Annotated in this window: 14 protein-coding genes; 5 read left to right on the forward strand and 9 right to left on the reverse strand. The window is 40.5% G+C overall.

Going from position 1 to position 17196, the window contains the following annotated elements:
• Positions 1 to 68 precede the first annotated feature (68 nt).
• The gene (locus V7L31_RS18835) at positions 69 to 1517 is read left to right on the forward strand and encodes a site-specific DNA-methyltransferase (protein WP_334697642.1); all 1449 of its coding nucleotides are present in this window, start codon (positions 69 to 71) and stop codon (positions 1515 to 1517) included.
• A gap of 5 nt (positions 1518 to 1522) precedes the next feature.
• On the forward strand, positions 1523 to 2566 hold the full coding sequence (locus tag V7L31_RS18840; protein WP_334697643.1) for an XcyI family restriction endonuclease: 1044 nt from the start codon (positions 1523 to 1525) through the stop codon (positions 2564 to 2566).
• Positions 2567 to 2591: 25 nt separating this feature from the next.
• On the opposite strand, the gene V7L31_RS18845 is transcribed toward V7L31_RS18840, so the two are convergent.
• From V7L31_RS18845 to V7L31_RS18855, 3 genes are all read right to left on the reverse strand, one after another.
• Positions 2592 to 3497, reverse strand: a complete 906-nt coding sequence (locus V7L31_RS18845) for a bestrophin family protein (RefSeq protein WP_334697644.1) — start codon at positions 3495 to 3497, stop codon at positions 2592 to 2594.
• Between the two features lie 653 nt (positions 3498 to 4150).
• Entirely contained in the window at positions 4151 to 4549 is a 399-nt protein-coding gene (locus tag V7L31_RS18850) for a VOC family protein (protein ID WP_334697645.1), read from the reverse strand.
• A 58-nt stretch (positions 4550 to 4607) separates the two neighbouring features.
• Positions 4608 to 4754, reverse strand: a complete 147-nt coding sequence (locus tag V7L31_RS18855; RefSeq protein WP_334697646.1) for a hypothetical protein — start codon at positions 4752 to 4754, stop codon at positions 4608 to 4610.
• Positions 4755 to 5157: 403 nt separating this feature from the next.
• Between V7L31_RS18855 and V7L31_RS18860 the strand changes: the two genes are divergently transcribed.
• The 3 genes from V7L31_RS18860 to V7L31_RS18870 all read left to right on the forward strand — a co-directional run bounded on the left by V7L31_RS18860 (position 5158) and on the right by V7L31_RS18870 (position 9726).
• Complete coding sequence (locus V7L31_RS18860) at positions 5158 to 5367, forward strand: hypothetical protein (protein ID WP_334697647.1); 210 nt, start codon at positions 5158 to 5160, stop codon at positions 5365 to 5367.
• Between the two features lie 323 nt (positions 5368 to 5690).
• Positions 5691 to 6008: a helix-turn-helix domain-containing protein gene (locus tag V7L31_RS18865; RefSeq protein ID WP_334697648.1), complete on the forward strand. Its 318-nt coding sequence runs from the start codon at positions 5691 to 5693 to the stop codon at positions 6006 to 6008.
• 1 nt (position 6009) lies between these two features.
• Entirely contained in the window at positions 6010 to 9726 is a 3717-nt protein-coding gene (locus tag V7L31_RS18870; protein ID WP_334697649.1) for a PAS domain S-box protein, read from the forward strand.
• Positions 9727 to 10045: 319 nt separating this feature from the next.
• Here the strand turns inward: V7L31_RS18870 and arsC are convergent, their stop codons facing one another.
• The 6 genes from arsC to V7L31_RS18900 form a co-directional block, all read right to left on the reverse strand.
• The gene (gene arsC, locus V7L31_RS18875) at positions 10046 to 10441 is read right to left on the reverse strand and encodes an arsenate reductase, glutathione/glutaredoxin type (RefSeq protein ID WP_334697650.1); all 396 of its coding nucleotides are present in this window, start codon (positions 10439 to 10441) and stop codon (positions 10046 to 10048) included.
• Between the two features lie 78 nt (positions 10442 to 10519).
• A complete protein-coding gene (locus tag V7L31_RS18880) occupies positions 10520 to 10954 on the reverse strand; it encodes an ArsI/CadI family heavy metal resistance metalloenzyme (RefSeq protein WP_334697651.1) in 435 nt (144 codons plus the stop codon).
• Between the two features lie 31 nt (positions 10955 to 10985).
• Positions 10986 to 12050, reverse strand: coding sequence for an ACR3 family arsenite efflux transporter (arsB, locus tag V7L31_RS18885; protein WP_334697652.1), 1065 nt, complete (start codon positions 12048 to 12050; stop codon positions 10986 to 10988).
• 459 nt (positions 12051 to 12509) lie between these two features.
• Positions 12510 to 12833, reverse strand: coding sequence for an ArsR/SmtB family transcription factor (locus V7L31_RS18890; RefSeq protein ID WP_334697653.1), 324 nt, complete (start codon positions 12831 to 12833; stop codon positions 12510 to 12512).
• Positions 12834 to 13063: 230 nt separating this feature from the next.
• Positions 13064 to 14863 carry an ABC transporter ATP-binding protein gene (locus V7L31_RS18895; protein ID WP_334697654.1) on the reverse strand — a complete coding sequence of 600 codons (1800 nt, stop codon included), beginning with the start codon at positions 14861 to 14863 and terminating at the stop codon, positions 13064 to 13066.
• A gap of 313 nt (positions 14864 to 15176) precedes the next feature.
• Entirely contained in the window at positions 15177 to 16955 is a 1779-nt protein-coding gene (locus tag V7L31_RS18900; protein WP_334697655.1) for an ABC transporter ATP-binding protein, read from the reverse strand.
• Between the last annotated feature and the right edge of the window lie 241 nt (positions 16956 to 17196).

Raw genomic sequence — 17196 nt, forward strand, 5'->3', positions numbered from 1 at the left:
TAAAAATTTGTAACTAGCTACAAAATATTAACATAGTCATCATTAATAATTTAATATTCAGTATTTTTATGCAAATTATATCCTCTTCAACTCAAAGAACTGAGCTTTACGAAAAATTTAAACTCAAAATTATTCATAATTCTTGTTTAGATAGAACCTTAGTTAGTTATCAGGGTAATAAACAAACTCCATTTTCTTCCTGGTTCAAGTATAGAGAAGGATTTTCAGAACGCCTAGTTACCTATCTTCTTCAAACATTTAAACCAGAAGCAGGTGTACTGATAGATCCATTTTCAGGAGTTGGCTCATCTCTATTTGCTGCAAGTGCATTGGGGTGGCAAACTACGGGAATTGAATTGTTACCTGTTGGCATTTTTGCTACACAAGCTCGAATCATCGCTCAGAAAATAGATGTAGAGTTATTAAAATCAGAAATTAAAAATTTAACACAAATCAATTTTCAAAATTGTTACGATCAATTGTTTAGATTTAATCATTTAGCAATAACCTGTGGAGCATTTTCTGCGATCAATGAAGAACAACTAATTGGTTATATATCTTATTGTAATAATGTTATTCAAAATAAAGATATCAGTACCATACTTCTATATGCTGCGTTTTGTATTCTGGAGGATATTAGTTATACTAGGAAAGATGGACAATATCTGCGCTGGGATAGTCGTTCAGGTCGTTCAAAGGGAAATAGTGAATTTAATAAAGGAGAGATTTTATCTTTTGAAGATGCAATTAATCGAAAGCTAAAGCAGATTACATCAGATTTAAATATTAATTCTATCCAACTAGATTTATTTACTGATGATTCACTATTAGAATTAGCAACCAAAAAATCTAGTCTTATCGAAAATACAGAACCTAACCTTTATGAAGGTTCTTGTTTAGAAATTCTTCCAACTCTTCAAGAGAATAGTATTGATTTTGTCATTACGTCTCCACCATATGTTAATAGATATGATTACACTCGCACGTATGCCCTTGAACTTGCATTTTTGGGATGTAGTGAAGAAAAAGTAAAGTATTTACGTCAGCAAATGCTATCCTGCACCGTAGAGAACCGTGATAAGCGTAATTACTTAGAAGACTATTATACTGCTAAAGGACGCTATCAGGATTTCTTAAAAATAGATTTTACCTTTAAAAGTCAGGCTGCTTTACAAGAAGTATTAATAATACTAGAAAGTTATAAAAAAGAAGGTAAATTAAATAATGAGAATATTGTTAGAATGGTAGGTAATTACTTTTACGAAATGTGCTTTGTAATTTATGAATTATCTCGTATTCTCAAACCTGGTGGTATAGTCGCAATGGTAAATGATAACGTCAGATATGCTGGAGAGGAAATTCCTGTAGACATTATTTTATCAGATATAGCAGAGTCTTTTGGACTAAAAACGCGATATATTTGGACATTAGGACGAGGCAAAGGAAATAGTAGTCAGCAAATGGGAAATCACGGACGCACAGAACTACGTAAATGCGTTTATGTTTGGGAAAAGTGAGTACAGTGCCATTAGACGAAACAAATCTCTTAAGTGAGGCACATCGTATAAACTATCGCTTGCGTTCAACCTTCTTTTATCGCAAGCTTAAAGAGTATAAAACGCTATCTTTGCGGACTAAGATTGATGCCTTATTACCTGTAAATCATTTATACAGTTGGGATAATTGGGCAGAATGGGGTATTGGAGAGGAAGCATTCACTTACATCAATAAACATCCTAACTTGCAACTAATTCAGGTATTTTGTCATCCTAGGTTAATCCGAGAACACTCTTCATTGTTATCTTACTATCGTAATATTGCCGTACTTTCTCAGAAAGCCGTTAAGTATTTAGCAGCAATTGATGTAAAGAGAATCGAACTCGATCAAGAAAATAAATATCCTCTAAGAGAAGATAAAGCATTAGCACTTTCCAGACTTTTTAATGAACATATATCGCTCATAATTGATAGTTCTATAGAAAGTTTAACTGAGGAAGAATTATATGGAATACTACTAGCCTCAACAGGAACACAAATAGACGGTTCTTGGCGTAATGCTATTGGGGAAGAAGCAGAAAAAGTTGTACAGCGACTTCTTATCAAAGAGGTTAAAGAACGCAATCTTCTTGCTGCTTTTATTCCCCGTCAGGGTACAGGAGTTGAAGTATATAATCCTGGTAGACTTGAAGAACAACTAAGAAATATTGAGGACTATCGAGGCGTAATGTTGGCTAATCATACTTCTATACTTTTTTCAAGTGAGCCAGATATTTCACTTTTAAACAATCAAGGTACAACAGTCGGTGTCATTGAGATAAAAGGAGGAACTGATCCTGCGGGAGCATTAGAACGTTACGGTGCTGCTAAAAAATCCTTTGAGGAAGTTTTTCGGAGGAACCCAAAGGTTAAATCTGTCCTAATTGCCAGTTGTATCACTACTGAAGTACAGGCTCGTATTCAAAATGATCCAATAATATCCACCTATTTCAACTTGACACAAGTATTGAGCGAAGACTCAACACTATATGAACAGTTTGTTCAAGAAGTATTTTCAATACTACAATAATTTGTAATATCCTTAAATCAGAAAATCAGATATTTTTTGTATGCGATCGCGTATTTGGAGTCAAAGTAATTAAATCATCAATATTGCGTTTCATTGTCTCGCAAATTGCATCTAACGGTAAATCATTAGCGTCATAGCCAAAGGGGTTTTCTATCTCTAAGCCGATGGCTTCAATGCCAAATACTGTAAAACCAACTAAGGCAGAAATTAAACCTGTCCACCAACCGAGACTTTCTACTATTTGAAATGGTAGCAAAAAGCAATATAGTATCAGCAATTGCTTCAAATGAATAGCATAAGCAAGGGGCATGGGTGTTTTTAAAATGCGTTCGCAAGCACCTAAATTATCCACCAGATTATTCAATAATTCTTGCATAGATGTTAGCTGGTAACTGTTAAGGCAATTACGATTGTACTGTTGCTGTAAATAATCTCCTATCCAAAAGGCTACCTCTATGGGGGGATTATTCATAATCTTCAGTTTTTTGTACTTAGTAGACGGCATTAAGTCTTCTAACTCGCGATTGACAGCTTCTCCACGCAAATGTAATTTAGTTGTTACAGCAAAAGCTGCCAATAAGTTTAATGCCGTAATTTTATTTTCTTTATCTTCTGGTGAAATTTCATCAACTGATACCCAAATTTGTCGCGCTAGATTTCGGACGTTATTTACTATAGAACCCCAGCATTTTCTCCCTTCCCAAAATCTCTCATAAGCAGTATTGGTACGAAAGACAAGTAACAACCCTAAAACAATACTAGGAATCACACTTCCTAAAATAGGTTGGGATACAGGTTTGTCAAAATGGTAAAGTAGAGAAATCAAAAATCCAAAAGCTCCACACCATAAGATATGTCTGTAAATTGATTTCATTACCGAACCCTTAAGTTGTAGTTTTGCGCGTAGCCAAGCGAGTATTTTGGCTTTCATGCATTTACTGGGAAAATATTTAGTAAACCGAATACATTAAATATCATAGAGGTTAAAAGTAATAACTATAGAAATAGCACAGTTTGCAAAGAAGCTACTTTGGAAATAATTTTGTTCAATAAGCATTATATCCTCGCGACAATTATTGTATTGGGAGGATCTCACTTTCGTAAAAATATATCTAGCCTTGACGAATAGAATTCTTGGCTATACAGACACAATCCACCTCTGTGGGTTTCCAATTTCTTGAATCCGCGCAGGCGGACGAAAGTTTGTGTAGCCGCGATTTTTAATCGCCAGATATATTTGCTTTCACTGAGATGCTCCCGATTGTATTCTAGCTTCTGTTATACAAGATCAAGTCCGGTTAAATACCTAACACAAAGAATTTTTTATCAGTAATTAGGTGTACATTTTATAAAAGTCAAGAGTGATGCCCACGGTTTTGCAGTAATTGTAAATAAATGTAAAGTTTTTCTGCTGGCTGCATAAATCCCGCATCCTACTTTGATAAATCTATAGAAGAACAGGTACATACTTATTGATGATGTCTATAGAGCATTATTCGGTATCACGTACCCCAGTAAATCATAAAAGTTCTAATCTGTAAAATCCTGCCCTGTAAATTAAACGCTTAGGCATAACTAAATAAGTTATGTCTTTTTCTTGTCTTTAGTCTCGAAACGTTGAATTTCAATCAAATAACCATCAGGATCGCGGAAAAAACAGTGGTAAATATTGTACTTTTCGTTTAGTGTAGGCGGCTTTTCAAAATCGACGCCACGTTCTTTGAGATATTCAAACCATTCATCCACCTGTTGTGTTACCAGAGTAAAAATGACAATTGATTGGTTGTTGGTTGCAGGAGTTAATTTTTCGCTGGCTTCACACAATCCCAAGTACGCAGAGCCATTAACAGTATAAATTCGACAGGTTCCTTGGTCAAGCCATAACTCCAAACCTAGCTTTTGTTCGTAGAATTCTGTAGATACATTGAGATTATGGGTAGAAAAGAAGGTAATTTGCTGTTCTATTTGCGGATGAGTAGACATAAATACATTTGAGTATATACCCTAACGACATTGCGCGATCGCTGATGTAAAAATTGATTCATGTTAGAAACCTGTTACTGCTCCAGAATGCCTTAAGTGCATCTGGAGTTTCTTTTTGGAAAAAGCGATGTCTACGATGGGCTGCGCCTACAAAATTTTCCCAATCATCCTGATATGCCAATAAGGTGGCTGAATAAGGATGCATACTGAATTATTTATATCTAACACAGGGCATCACTTATTGATGTACCCTTTCTGCCAAACAACTCTCGCAAAACAACCTCAGATAAACTGAGGTTGTTTTGCGTTACTTCCAATCGAGAAGGTTCCCTATTCCCTTTCACCTACATTTGAGTGTATACCCTGATGACGTAGGATTTTCTCAGGGTGAAAATTTGGTATAGGTAAATGCGTATCTTTCCTGACTCCAGATTTGTTACAAACATTTCTGGAGTTTTTTCATTATCGAATAGAATTCAGGAGTCAGAATTCTTCTGCAATAAGGGTGAACCATAGCTTTATAGTTTGGTAATTGGCATCTAACCATAGAAGTAAAGTTAACAACAGATTTTAAAATCTACGTTCAGATATAGTTGCCAAAATTAGCAATGATTTGGAAAATTTCATCAAACGAAAAGGGGAGCATCCCAATTTTGCAAGAACATATTTATCATTGCGTACTCCTTTCCTACGGAACGCTACGCGAACGGAGAACCCGAAGGGTACGAAGCGACAGCGTAGAGAAGCAATCGCAAGATATCGGATTGTTTCTCTACGAGACACTACGCGAACACTCCACTGCGTTGCGATCGCAATGACAATTTGTAACTTGAGTTTGATATAACTTGCACATTTGGGATACTCCCGACGAAAAGCACTAATTATAACTTATATATAGGTTGTTTATATATAAAAATAGGTTTGGTATAAATCATGAAAATATCATACACTACAAAGTTTTTGGTTGTATGCGATCGCTGATAGCTATTAGTCAAATTGCTTAAAATCATACTATTATCAATCGATTGTTAGAAAAAATTTAATGTTTATTTTATATATAGCTTCTACAGTGAACAGTAATCGGTGAACACTGATAACTGAATATTGGTATTTTGCCAAAAGATGAAATTGATAACAACTGATGATTCTTGAAATTCTTCCTCAAGCTGGAGACAAATGGCGAGACACCTGTCCTACTCTTCCTACTATGGAACTAGGAAAGCAAGTCAAAATTTCAGATTTAATCCGTGAACTTCGGCAGCAACTCGATCTCTCTCAAGAAAAGTTTGCAGCCAAGTTGGGAGTTTCTCTACGAACAGTGAATCGTTGGGAGAACGGATCTACAGTGCCTTCGCCAATGGCACTAAAGCTGATTGAAGAAATGTTAGAAAAGATGGGTGAACCCAAAAGGGTGATAAACGAGTATCTCCCAAAACCGGAGCAACGGGAGGACTCTTAAGATGATGGTGAAAGTGCCTGAAAAAATTTTGATGATGCGTTCTCGGTTAATAGTTTATGGTGTGATGATTTTGACAGTCATAGCGGCGCTACTGTTGACAAAATTGTTACTGCCAGTTTTTGAACCGAGCATATTTACGTTATTTTATGCAGCCGTAGCAGTGAGCGCCTGGTATGGCGGTATGAGACTGGGAGTATTAGCGATCGCTTTATCGGTTACGATTTCGCTCTATTTTTTGATTGAGCCAGTCTACTCCTTCCATTTCCTCAGCCTGAAAGTTTTGGTACAACTAACCACATTCTCACTCGTATCTTTTTTAATTACCGCCCTTTTTTCAGAGTTACAAACTGCTAGACGCAAAGCAGAGAAAAGCCTAAACTTGTTACAAAATAGCGAAATGCGGTTTAGCCGACTGGCAGAATCCAACATCATTGGGGTTGTCGTAACTGATATGAATAACGGCTCGATTGTGGAAGCCAATGATGCTTTTCTGAACACGATCGGCTATACGCGAGAAGATTTGTTTGCTAATCAAATGAACTGGCGCGAGATTACCCCGCCTGAGTATCTTCTATTAAGTGAGCGTTCAGTGGCAGAACTGAAAACTACCGGAGTCTGTAAGCCCTTTGAGAAAGAATACATTCGTAAAGATGGCGATCGCATTCCGGTTCTGCTCGGTTCTGTGATGTTGGGAGACACTCAAGAAACCGTCATTGCCTTTGTTGTTGATTTGAGTGTACGCAACCAAGCAGAAATAGCATTAAAGCAAGCTAACGAGCGGTTTGAGTTAGCTGCCTCTGCTGTCAATTGTCTCATCTATGATTGGAATCTAGAACAGAATACCGTTGAAAGAACCGAGGGCTTAACCCGAATTTTGGGCTATTCCCTCGCAGAAGCTCAACCAACGGGTAATTGGTGGTGTGAACTTGTCCATCCCGAAGATTTGCAACGCGTACAAGAGGAGATGGTAGTTGCTTTGGCAAATAGCGATCGCTATACTGCTGAGTATCGAATTCGTCACCAAAATCATCAATATATCTACGTGTTGGATCAGGGAGTAGTGGTACAACGGGATGCTGATGGAAATCCAGTACGCTTAGTTGGCAGCACTACAGATATCAGCCCTCGCAAGCAGGCAGAGAAGGCAATTCAAGCAAGCGAGGAGCGACTCAGGAGTTTTGTCAAAGCAAATATAGTTGGTATTATTTTTGGTGATGTTAATGGTAGCATCACGGAAGCCAACGACGAGTTTTTGCGAATTGTTGGCTATACCCAGGAGGATATTCAAGCAGGTAAATTACGGTGGGCTGATATCACCCCCTCTGAGTATCTTTATTTAGATGAACTAGCTATTGCCGAGGCAACAGCGAAGGGAACCTGCACTCCTTATGAAAAAGAATGTATTCGCAAAGATGGTTCCATTGTCCCGGTTGTCGTTGGCTATTCCCTTTTAGGAGAATCTCGCCAGAAATCAGTCGCATTCATTCTGGATATTAGCGATCTCAAACAAGCGAAAAAAGCTCTGAGTCAGAGTCAAGAGCAATTTCAAGCTTTTATGGATAATAATCCCGCCGCTGCCTGGATTACCAATGCAGAGGGGCGTGTACTTTACCTCAGTCCAACTTATTTGAAGACATTCAATTTAGCAACAAATAAGGCGATTAATAAAAACATTTTTGACCTCTACCCAGTCCAAATTGCTCAACCCCTCCTCGATAACATTAGAATAGTTGCCGAGACGAATCAGGTTATTCAAACCATCGAGTCTGCTCCACGCACAGATGGCACTCTTGGCGAATTTTTGATCTATAAGTTTCCCATTGCCGATGCATCTGGACAACGCCTAGTAGGGGGAGTTGCGATTGACATCACCGAACGCGAACGCGCCCTTCGCGAACGTCAGCTTGCAGAACAAGCCTTACAAGAGCGCAGTGAAAGACTTAAACTCCTCTCAGAAACAACCAGTGATTTGCTTTCAACCGAGCGCCCCTTGGATCTCATGAACAGCTTGTTTAGCAAACTATCGGCGCAGATGGATTTGCATTTTTACTTTCACTATCTAATTGATACACACGAAAACAAGCAGAAACTTCGATTAGTAGGTTGGAACGGTATTACTGATGAAGTATTTCAAGCAATTGAATACCTAGAATTTAATGAGGGGATGTGCGGACTAGTGTTGCAAGAACGCCGTCAAATCGTTGTTAATAATGTGCCGCACTCTACCCATCCAAATGCTCACATTCTCCGTGCTTTAGAAATTACAGCCTACGCAGGTCAACCATTAATTGCTCAGGGAAAGCTGCTTGGTGTCCTTTCCTTTGCCAGTCGCACCCGTACTCAGTTTACTTCTGGGGAAATTGCTCTATTACAAGCAACCTCCGATCAGGTGGCGGTTGCTCTGGAACGCGCTCAGTTAATGGCTTCGTTACAGCGACGGAAAGAAGAATTGATCCAAGCTAACCGAATCAAAGATGAATTTTTGGCAGTTCTTTCCCACGAACTTCGCACGCCGCTAAACCCGATCCTGGGATGGTCGAAGTTACTTCAAATGAAAAAGTATGATGAAGCAACCACTACTCGCGCTCTTGAAACCATTGAGCGCAATGCCAAGTTGCAAACCCAATTAATCGAAGATTTGTTGGATGTATCTCGCATTCTGCAAGGTAAACTGAGTCTGAATATTGCTCCTGTGAATTTGGAAACTGCGATCGCCGCAGCCATAGAAACTGTACGTCTAGCAGCTGAAGCTAAATCTATTAATTTGCAATTTACAATTTTAGATTTGGAATTAGAAAATTCTGACAAAAATTTAGAATCGATCGATTTTAATCAGCAACCAGACAATCTCAAATCCCAAGTTCAAGTTGTGCTGGAAGCGCCCCAAAGTTGCAACTCCAAATTTTTAGTAACAGGTGATTCCGGTCGCTTGCAACAAGTTATCTGGAATTTACTTTCCAATGCGATTAAGTTTACACCCCAAGGTGGACAAGTAGAAATCAGTTTACAGTCTATTGGTTCTCAGGTTCAGCTGCAAGTGCGTGATACAGGTAAGGGAATTAGCCCTGACTTTTTACCTTATGTCTTTGACTACTTTCGACAAGCTGATGGCGCAACCACCAGAAAATTCGGCGGACTGGGATTAGGATTAGCTATTGTTCGTCATATTGTCGAGTTACATGGCGGCACAGTTAAGGCAGAAAGTTTCGGTGAAGAACAGGGAGCAACCTTTACAGTTATGTTACCGCTGATCGAGATCGCACTAAATAGTTACCAAGTTGTCTCTCGACCTGATGATTTGCCCGATTTAAATGGGTTGAAAGTTCTGCTTGTAGATGATGAGCGTGATACGCGAGAATTAATTGCTTTTATTTTAGAGCAATCTGGCGCGGTAGTAATCCAGTCGGCATCGGCGATAGAAGCACTAGGAATTATGCCTCAGTTCCAGCCAAATCTGCTGTTAAGCGACATTGGAATGCCGGAAGTAGATGGCTATATGCTGATTCGTCAAATTAGAGCGCTGTCACTAGAAGAAGGAGGGGAAATTCCTGCGATCGCCCTGACAGCTTATGCTGGTGAGGCTGATTATCAACAGATAATTGCTGCCGGATTTGAGCAGCATATCACCAAGCCTGTGGAGCCAGCTAAATTACTTCGAGCGATCGCTAACCTAATTTATAAGAAGAATTCAGAATTCAGGAGTCAGAATTCAGTATGAATTCTGTACGAGTAGGTGATAGCGCTACGTATTGCCTTCTTTTCAGAGACGCTAAGGGACTTCCAAATAAAAAAATATTCAATTAACTCCTGTGGGGTGGGCAACATGAGCGCCCAGTCTATAGGGCTCTCGTGTCGCCCACCCCACAATATTGGATAATTTATTTCTTGGAGTTCCCTAAAGCGAACGTCCCGCTACGCGCTTTCGCCCCTGGTGGGCGAAAAAAATTAAAATATTCTCACCTTAAAACTCTATACCTTTACGGGTAGAGTATTCTGAATTCTGTATTCTGACTCCTGTTTTCTACTCGTAGCAATTGTTAATTGAGTCTCTCAATTAACTTTACAACTCGTTCTTTAACTTCATCTCGAACGCGGCGAAAAGTTTCAATTGATTGCCCTGCGGGGTCATCAAGTTGCCAATCTTCAAACACATCTCTTAGCACCCACTCTTCGGGTAAATTAACACCACAACCACATAATGAAATCACAGCATTATAATCATCAGCATTGAAATCACTTAAAGGTTTAGAAGTTTGATTGCTAATATCAATACCAATTTCCGCCATCACTTCAACAGTGACGGGATCTACCTCACTTGCTGCCAAACCTGAACTAGCAACAGCAACTTTACCTTCTCCTAATATTCGTGTAAATCCCTCTGCCATTTGCGATCGCCGCGAATTATGCTTACAAACAAACATCACCTTCTTCATCAATTCTTACCTTTGCGTCCTTCTCTAACGAGACGCTACGCGATAGCGTCTTGGCGGTTCGTTTTCTCTTCTTTCTCTTTACCCACAACACGACTTATTAACAGCCTGTCCCACCACCAAATTTTGTTCGGGCGTTGTATCTCCCACCTTCACCACAAAGACTTCCCAGCGATTCCCATCTGGATCTGTTACCCAAACCTTATCTTGCAAAGCGTAGCAGCAATCAGTATCATCCTCAGTAAATAATGCTAATCCAGCCTCCGTAAACCTTTGGATAGCCGATCGCACTTCTTCTGTACTTTCAACTTGTACGCCCAAGTGAGACAATGCACCACCAGCCTGAATACTAGATGCTAAATTTAGTGTGAGATTTAACGCTGGGCTAGAAATATCAAACTTGGCGTAGTCATGCTTATATTTCACAGGTTCCACGCCAAACATTGCCCGATAAAATGTTACAGATTTTTCAATATCAGTAACATTCAAAGCCACATGAGTTTTCAGCAGTACCATAATTTTGCTCCTCGTCGGATTTTTAAAATATTTAAAAGGTTCTTGACTCAGATGTTGTAAAATAACGTTTTTCAAACCAGAAAGCAACATTAACCAGACCAATCAACACAGGCACTTCTACCAGAGGCCCGACAACAGCAGCAAATGCCACACCCGAATTAATGCCAAACACCGCGATCGCCACTGCGATCGCCAGTTCAAAATTATTTCCGGCGGCTGTAAACGCAACACTGGCGGCTCTAGAATAGTCTGTCTTAATCTGGCAAGCCATATAAAAGCTGACCAGAAACATAATGACGAAATAGACGATCAGCGGAATTGCAATCTTCACCACATCTAAGGGTATCTGAACAATCAAATTGCCTTTCAAGCTGAACATAACCACGATTGTAAATAACAGAGCAATCAGCGTGATCGGGCTGATTTTAGGCACAAATTCCTCATGATACCACTGTTTACTTTTGACTTTGACTAAAAAGAAACGAGTGAAAAATCCAGCTAGAAAAGGAATGCCAAGATAGATAAATACACTTTTGGCAATCTCGGCAATACTGACATTTACAACATTGCCTTTTAACCCAAATAGTGGCGGCAGCACAGTGATGAAAAACCAAGCATAAGGACTATAAAAGATGACTTGAAAAATACTATTAAAAGCAACCAATCCAGTCGTATACTCTGTATTACCTCGTGCCAAATCACTCCAAACAACTACCATTGCAATACAACGGGCTAATCCAATCAGAATCAATCCCGTCATATATTCTGGATAACCATGTAAGAAGATTGCTGCCAGAGAAAACATCAAAATTGGCCCAATAATCCAATTCTGAAGTAGTGACACACCAAGAATTTTTCCGTTGCGAAATATATCTCCTAACTCTTCGTATCGCACCTTAGCTAGTGGCGGGTACATCATCAAAATCAACCCGATGGCAATTGGGATATTGGTTGTTCCTACTTGGAACTGGTTGATAAATGCTTCTACTCCCGGAAAAAAATAGCCGATACCAACACCAATCGCCATTGCTAAAAAAATCCACAAGGTCAGGAAGCGGTCAATAAAAGAGAGGCGTTTGGAAGTTTTTTTGTTCATTAGAGAGGTCATACAACTGGCATTATTCAAAGTTTCATCATGAACAAGTTGGTTAGTTTGGATGATTGTCCGTGCCTAAAACTATCCTTTGTAACCTTTGGCGATCGCTAAGTTTTAGTAGATGAATTGGGTGTAGCTGTACAACTGATTGCAAAAGCCAACACTCCAAATAAGAGCGCTAATTTTTTTGCTATTGCGTTCATTTACTTCACTGTTATCGGTAATTTTGAAAGTATGTTTATATCATTTCAAAAAAACTTGATATGTCAATAACAAGCATAGCACTATATATAAAAATTTATCAAAAAAAGTTGATGTATAGCAATTGGGGCAATAGTTTGTAGGGATGCACAGATGTACATTAGACATCTCCGAAAATGAATGTAGAGACGTAGCACTGCTACGTCTCTACAAGTGTTTTGTTGCCCATTCTGAACTGTATTGCTTTAAAATCTTGTCCTAATCGCAGCAGGGACGCGCAGATGAAATTACCTGATTCTGGGTAAAATCTGCCAAATATTTCTCTAAAATACTGAATTGGGGCAAATTCAAACTGTAATAAATCCAACGTCCTTCCTGACGGGAGTTAACTAAGCCAGCTTCTTTGAGGGTTTTGAGGTGAAAAGATAGTTTCGACTGACTTACTCCCAAGACTTCGCACAAATCACATACACATAATTCTCGCTGGCGAAGCAATTCCAGCACACTAATCCTAAGTGGTTCGGAAAGAGCATGAAAACCAGCAGCAATTAAATGAGGAGTAGTAGCTGAAGAAGTTGGCATCAATTGATATTATAAGGATGTGTTATCTCTATTGTGAACTAAAAACTATAGCTTAGGTGCGTAGACGCGCAGCTGCTTGTTGCTAAACATCGCGGTTTTAAAGGGCGTAAAATTACCCAAGTCTATTTTTTGGCGATCGCACTCATCAATAAAAAACAGCTGTAGAGACGGCGATTTATCGCGTCTCAAAAACTTTGTACCTCATGCGAAAGAAACTAGTTGTATAATATTCACTTTTGATTTTGAACAACCACTGTATCTGCTGCACCCAGTTGCAGAGCGTAGAGGTTGGCATAGACACCTTGCTGATTGACGAGTTCGTTGTGAGTACCCTGCTCGACAATTTGTCCCTGCTGAATGACTAAAACTTGATCTGCCTGAGTAACTGTACTGAGACGGTGGGCAATTACGAAACTGGTACGACCTTGGAGCAAACGAGCGATCGCACTTTGTACTAGAGCTTCTGTGCGGGTATCGATGCTGCTAGTGGCTTCATCCAGAATCAGAATTCGAGGATTAATTAATACCGCACGAGCAATACTGATGAGTTGTCGCTGTCCTTGACTCAGAGGTGCGCCCCGTTCACCCAATTGAGTTGTATAACCCTGTGGTAGTGAGGTAACGAACTCATGCACATTTGCTAGTTGGGCAGCTGCTTCGATATCAGCTTGAGTAGCGTAAGGAACGCCAAAAGCTATATTTTCGGCAACTGTGCCGGTAAACAAAATATTGTCTTGCAGAACAATGCCAATTTGACGGCGCAGACTTGCTTGAGTCACACTACGCACATCAATATCATCAATTTTTACTGCACCGCCAGACACATCATAGAAGCGCAAAATCAAATTAATAATTGTACTTTTTCCTGAACCGGTCTGTCCTACTAACGCAACCATCTGCCCTGGATAGGCGTGCAAATTCACTCCTTTGAGAACCAGTTGATCTGGGTTGTAGCCAAACTTGACATTCTCAAATGTCACCTCACCTTGAATAGGCGGCATTTCTGTGGCATCGGCTGCATCTTTGAGTTCTGATGGTTCATCTAGTAATAGAAAGATTCGCTCTAATCCGGCGAAGGCAGATTGAGCTTGAGTATAAAACTGGCTGAGAATTTGAATCGGGCGGAAGAACTGCTGGACGTAAAGTAAAAAGGATGTCACTACACCGACAGTTGCAGCTCCCGTTACCGCCAGATAACCACCATAAGCTAGGACGCCTGCGGTTGCTAGTGTGTTGAGAAAATCGATGGAGGGCAAAAAGGCCGAAGTAATTGCCACAGCCTCAACGTTGGCATCTCGATTGGCGGCGTTAAGAACGTCGAATTCTTCGATATTCATCTGTACGCGATTAAATGCTTGTGCTTCTCGCACACTGCCAATATCTTCTTCCAACTTGGCGGAAAGCTCCCCAATAGTTTGTCGGGTGACGCGAAATCTGGCTCTCGCCCAACGTGCAAATAAGCTTGTGGTAAAAATCATCAGTGGCACAACCAGATTACTCAACAAACCGAGTTGCAGGTTGATTGAGAGCATTGCAATCACAATGCCAACTAAACTGAAAGTGTTGCCTAGCATTTGAGCAACTGTCAATCCAAATGCCTGATTTACGGTGTTGACATCATTTAGCAAGCGGCTCATTAAATCGCCTGCTTCGCTGCGGTCAAAAAAGCTGAGTGGTAGACTTTGGATTTTCAGGAAAATATCTTGCCTCAATTGAGCCAGCAATCGCTGCATAATCCAGCCGACTCGAATAATTTGACCGCGAGTTGCCAAGACACCAATCGCATAGTTAAGCCCTAATAGTCCTAATAATTGCAGTAGTCCTTGCAAATTACCTTGTGCAATTAGATGATCGATCGACCAGCCGAGAAAGAATGGCCCAATTGCCTGGGTTATGGCACCAATTAATACTAATGTGATGGCGATGGGAATTTCTTTGCGATATAGTAGCACATATTGCAAAAAGCGCCGCAGGGTGGAACGTTTCTGACTCGTCTGCTCAGATGCAACAACAGGAAGAGTGCCTCTCATAAAAATTTTGGATTTTGGATTTTGGATTTTGGATTTGGGACTGACAAATAAAAAAATATTCAATTAACTCTTGTGGGGTGGGCGACACGATAGCCCTATAGACTGGGCGCTCATGTTGCCCACCCCACAATATTGGATAATTTATTTTATTTCTTGGAGTTCCCTTAAAAGTCTTTATCAAAACAGAATTCAGGAGTCAGAATTCAGTTGTGTATTCTGTATGAATGGGAGATTTCAATGTGAGCGTTCAGTCGAATTCTGAATTCTTCTTCAATACAACTCTGTGAGCAAAATTAATGATGCTAATTGCGGATCATTTTTTCTCCTTTGGTTTTACCTGAGATTCCAAAATCACACCGTAGAGTGGGCTGGTTTGCATCAATTCTTCGTGAGTGCCTTGTGCTACCAGTCGTCCTTTATCCATGAGAAAAATGCGATCGGCATTCTGGACGGTGCTAATGCGTTGAGCCACGACAAAGGTTGTACAAGCTTTTTGGTGCATTAAGCGATCTAGTTCGGCTTGAATTTGGGCAGCAGTTCTGGCATCCACAGCCGAGGTGCTATCGTCCAAAATCAGAATGCTGTAATCGGTTAACAAGGTACGAGCGATCGCAATTCGTTGTTTTTGTCCACCAGATAAACCTACGCCTCGTTCACCCACAATTGTCTCGTAGCCATCGGGTAGACTGCTAATAAAGTCGTGCATTTGGGCGGTTTTTGCAACTTCAATTACTTCTTCTAAGGTGGCGTTGGGTTTGGCGTAGGCAATATTTTCGCGGATTGTGCCAGAGAAGAGGGTGGTTTCTTGAAATACAATCCCAATATGGGATCTGAGGCTTTTGAGTGTGAAACTTGTGACATCTCGTCCGTCAATGCGAACTGCTCCCTTTGTGACATCGTAAAAGCGGGGAATCAAGTTCATAATTGTGCTTTTTCCCGAACCAGTCATACCAAGAACGGCGATTAGTTCATTGGGCTTGGTTTCAAAGGATACTTCTTTGAGAGTTTCGGTTGTCGCTCCTGGATAGCGAAAGGAAACATTCTCAAAGGTAATTCTACCACCGCAGGTGTCAAAAGGGACAGCACCGGGGCGATCGCGAATTTCTACTTCTGCATCGACAACTTCGTAGACACGTTCGGCAGAAGCAGCGGCTTGAGCGATCGCAGGTGCGGCAAATCCAATCAACAAAATCGGTTGGAGAATCAATGCTAGGTAGGAGTTAAACGCCACTAGTTCGCCAATGGAAAATCTACCCCCAATTACCTGCGCTCCCCCGTAGCCGAAAACTGCCAGTGTTACTGCATTACTCAGCAAAAAGATCAATGGGAAGGTATTACGGATGGCGCTAATGGTCTTCATGTTCGCCTTGACTAGGCCATCATTCAGAGTTGTGTAACGCGACCTTTCGGTTGACTCCCGCACAAAGGCTTTCACTACCCGGATACCTAGCAAGTTTTCTTGTAATACAGCATTCAGGTTGCTCAGTTGCTCTTGTACTTGCCGAAAAAGTTTGTTATTTTGGCTGATGAATCGTGCCATCAACCAACCGGCCATAGGTACTACTGTCAGGGTAATCAGGGCTAATTGCCAATTCATCACCAGTAACAGTACCGAAATACTTACCAATGTCACAATTGAACCGACAACCTGAATTAAGCTAGTGCCAACAAAGGTACGAATCTGCTCAATATCGCTGGTGACACGGGTTAGGAGTTGGGAAGTCTGCGCCTGGTCATGAAAACTGAAACTGAGATTTTGAATTTTGCTGAAAATTTTGTTTCGCAGGTCATAAGCAACACCCTGAGATACTGCTTCTGCTAGATAGCTTTGTCCAAAATTAAATACACCACGAGCGATCGCGGCTACTACCATCCAAGCGGCGCTGTGTAGCACAATTTGGAGATTTTTTTGCGATATCCCCTCATCAATTCCCCAGCGAAATAGTTGTGGGGTGAGTGCGTTTGCGATCGTTAACAGCAACAGACTGACCAATGCTCCCAGTGAAGTCCATCGGTAAGTACTTAAACTTTTCAGCACGCGCTGGGTTGGCTGTATCAACGAAGTTTCCTGGAGTTCTGGTTGCTGAACCAATGGTATTCACCCCTGTATCTTTGGAAAATTATCGTACTTTGATTGTAAAAAAACAATTGGTCATTATGTAGAGTAGCAAATGGGGGGATTTATAGATTAACGTGAGTTCGACGAACCTCTCCCTGCCTTGAACTAAAGTTCAAGTCTGTCCCTCTCCGACTCGGAGAGGGACGGTTCTGCGTAGTAAAACCAGGGAGAGGTTTTTTGATTGAGCAAATTAGGTAGATATTATATGAGCAAT

Source organism: Nostoc sp. (genome assembly GCF_036916655.1).
In the GTDB taxonomy this organism is placed as follows: domain Bacteria; phylum Cyanobacteriota; class Cyanobacteriia; order Cyanobacteriales; family Nostocaceae; genus Nostoc.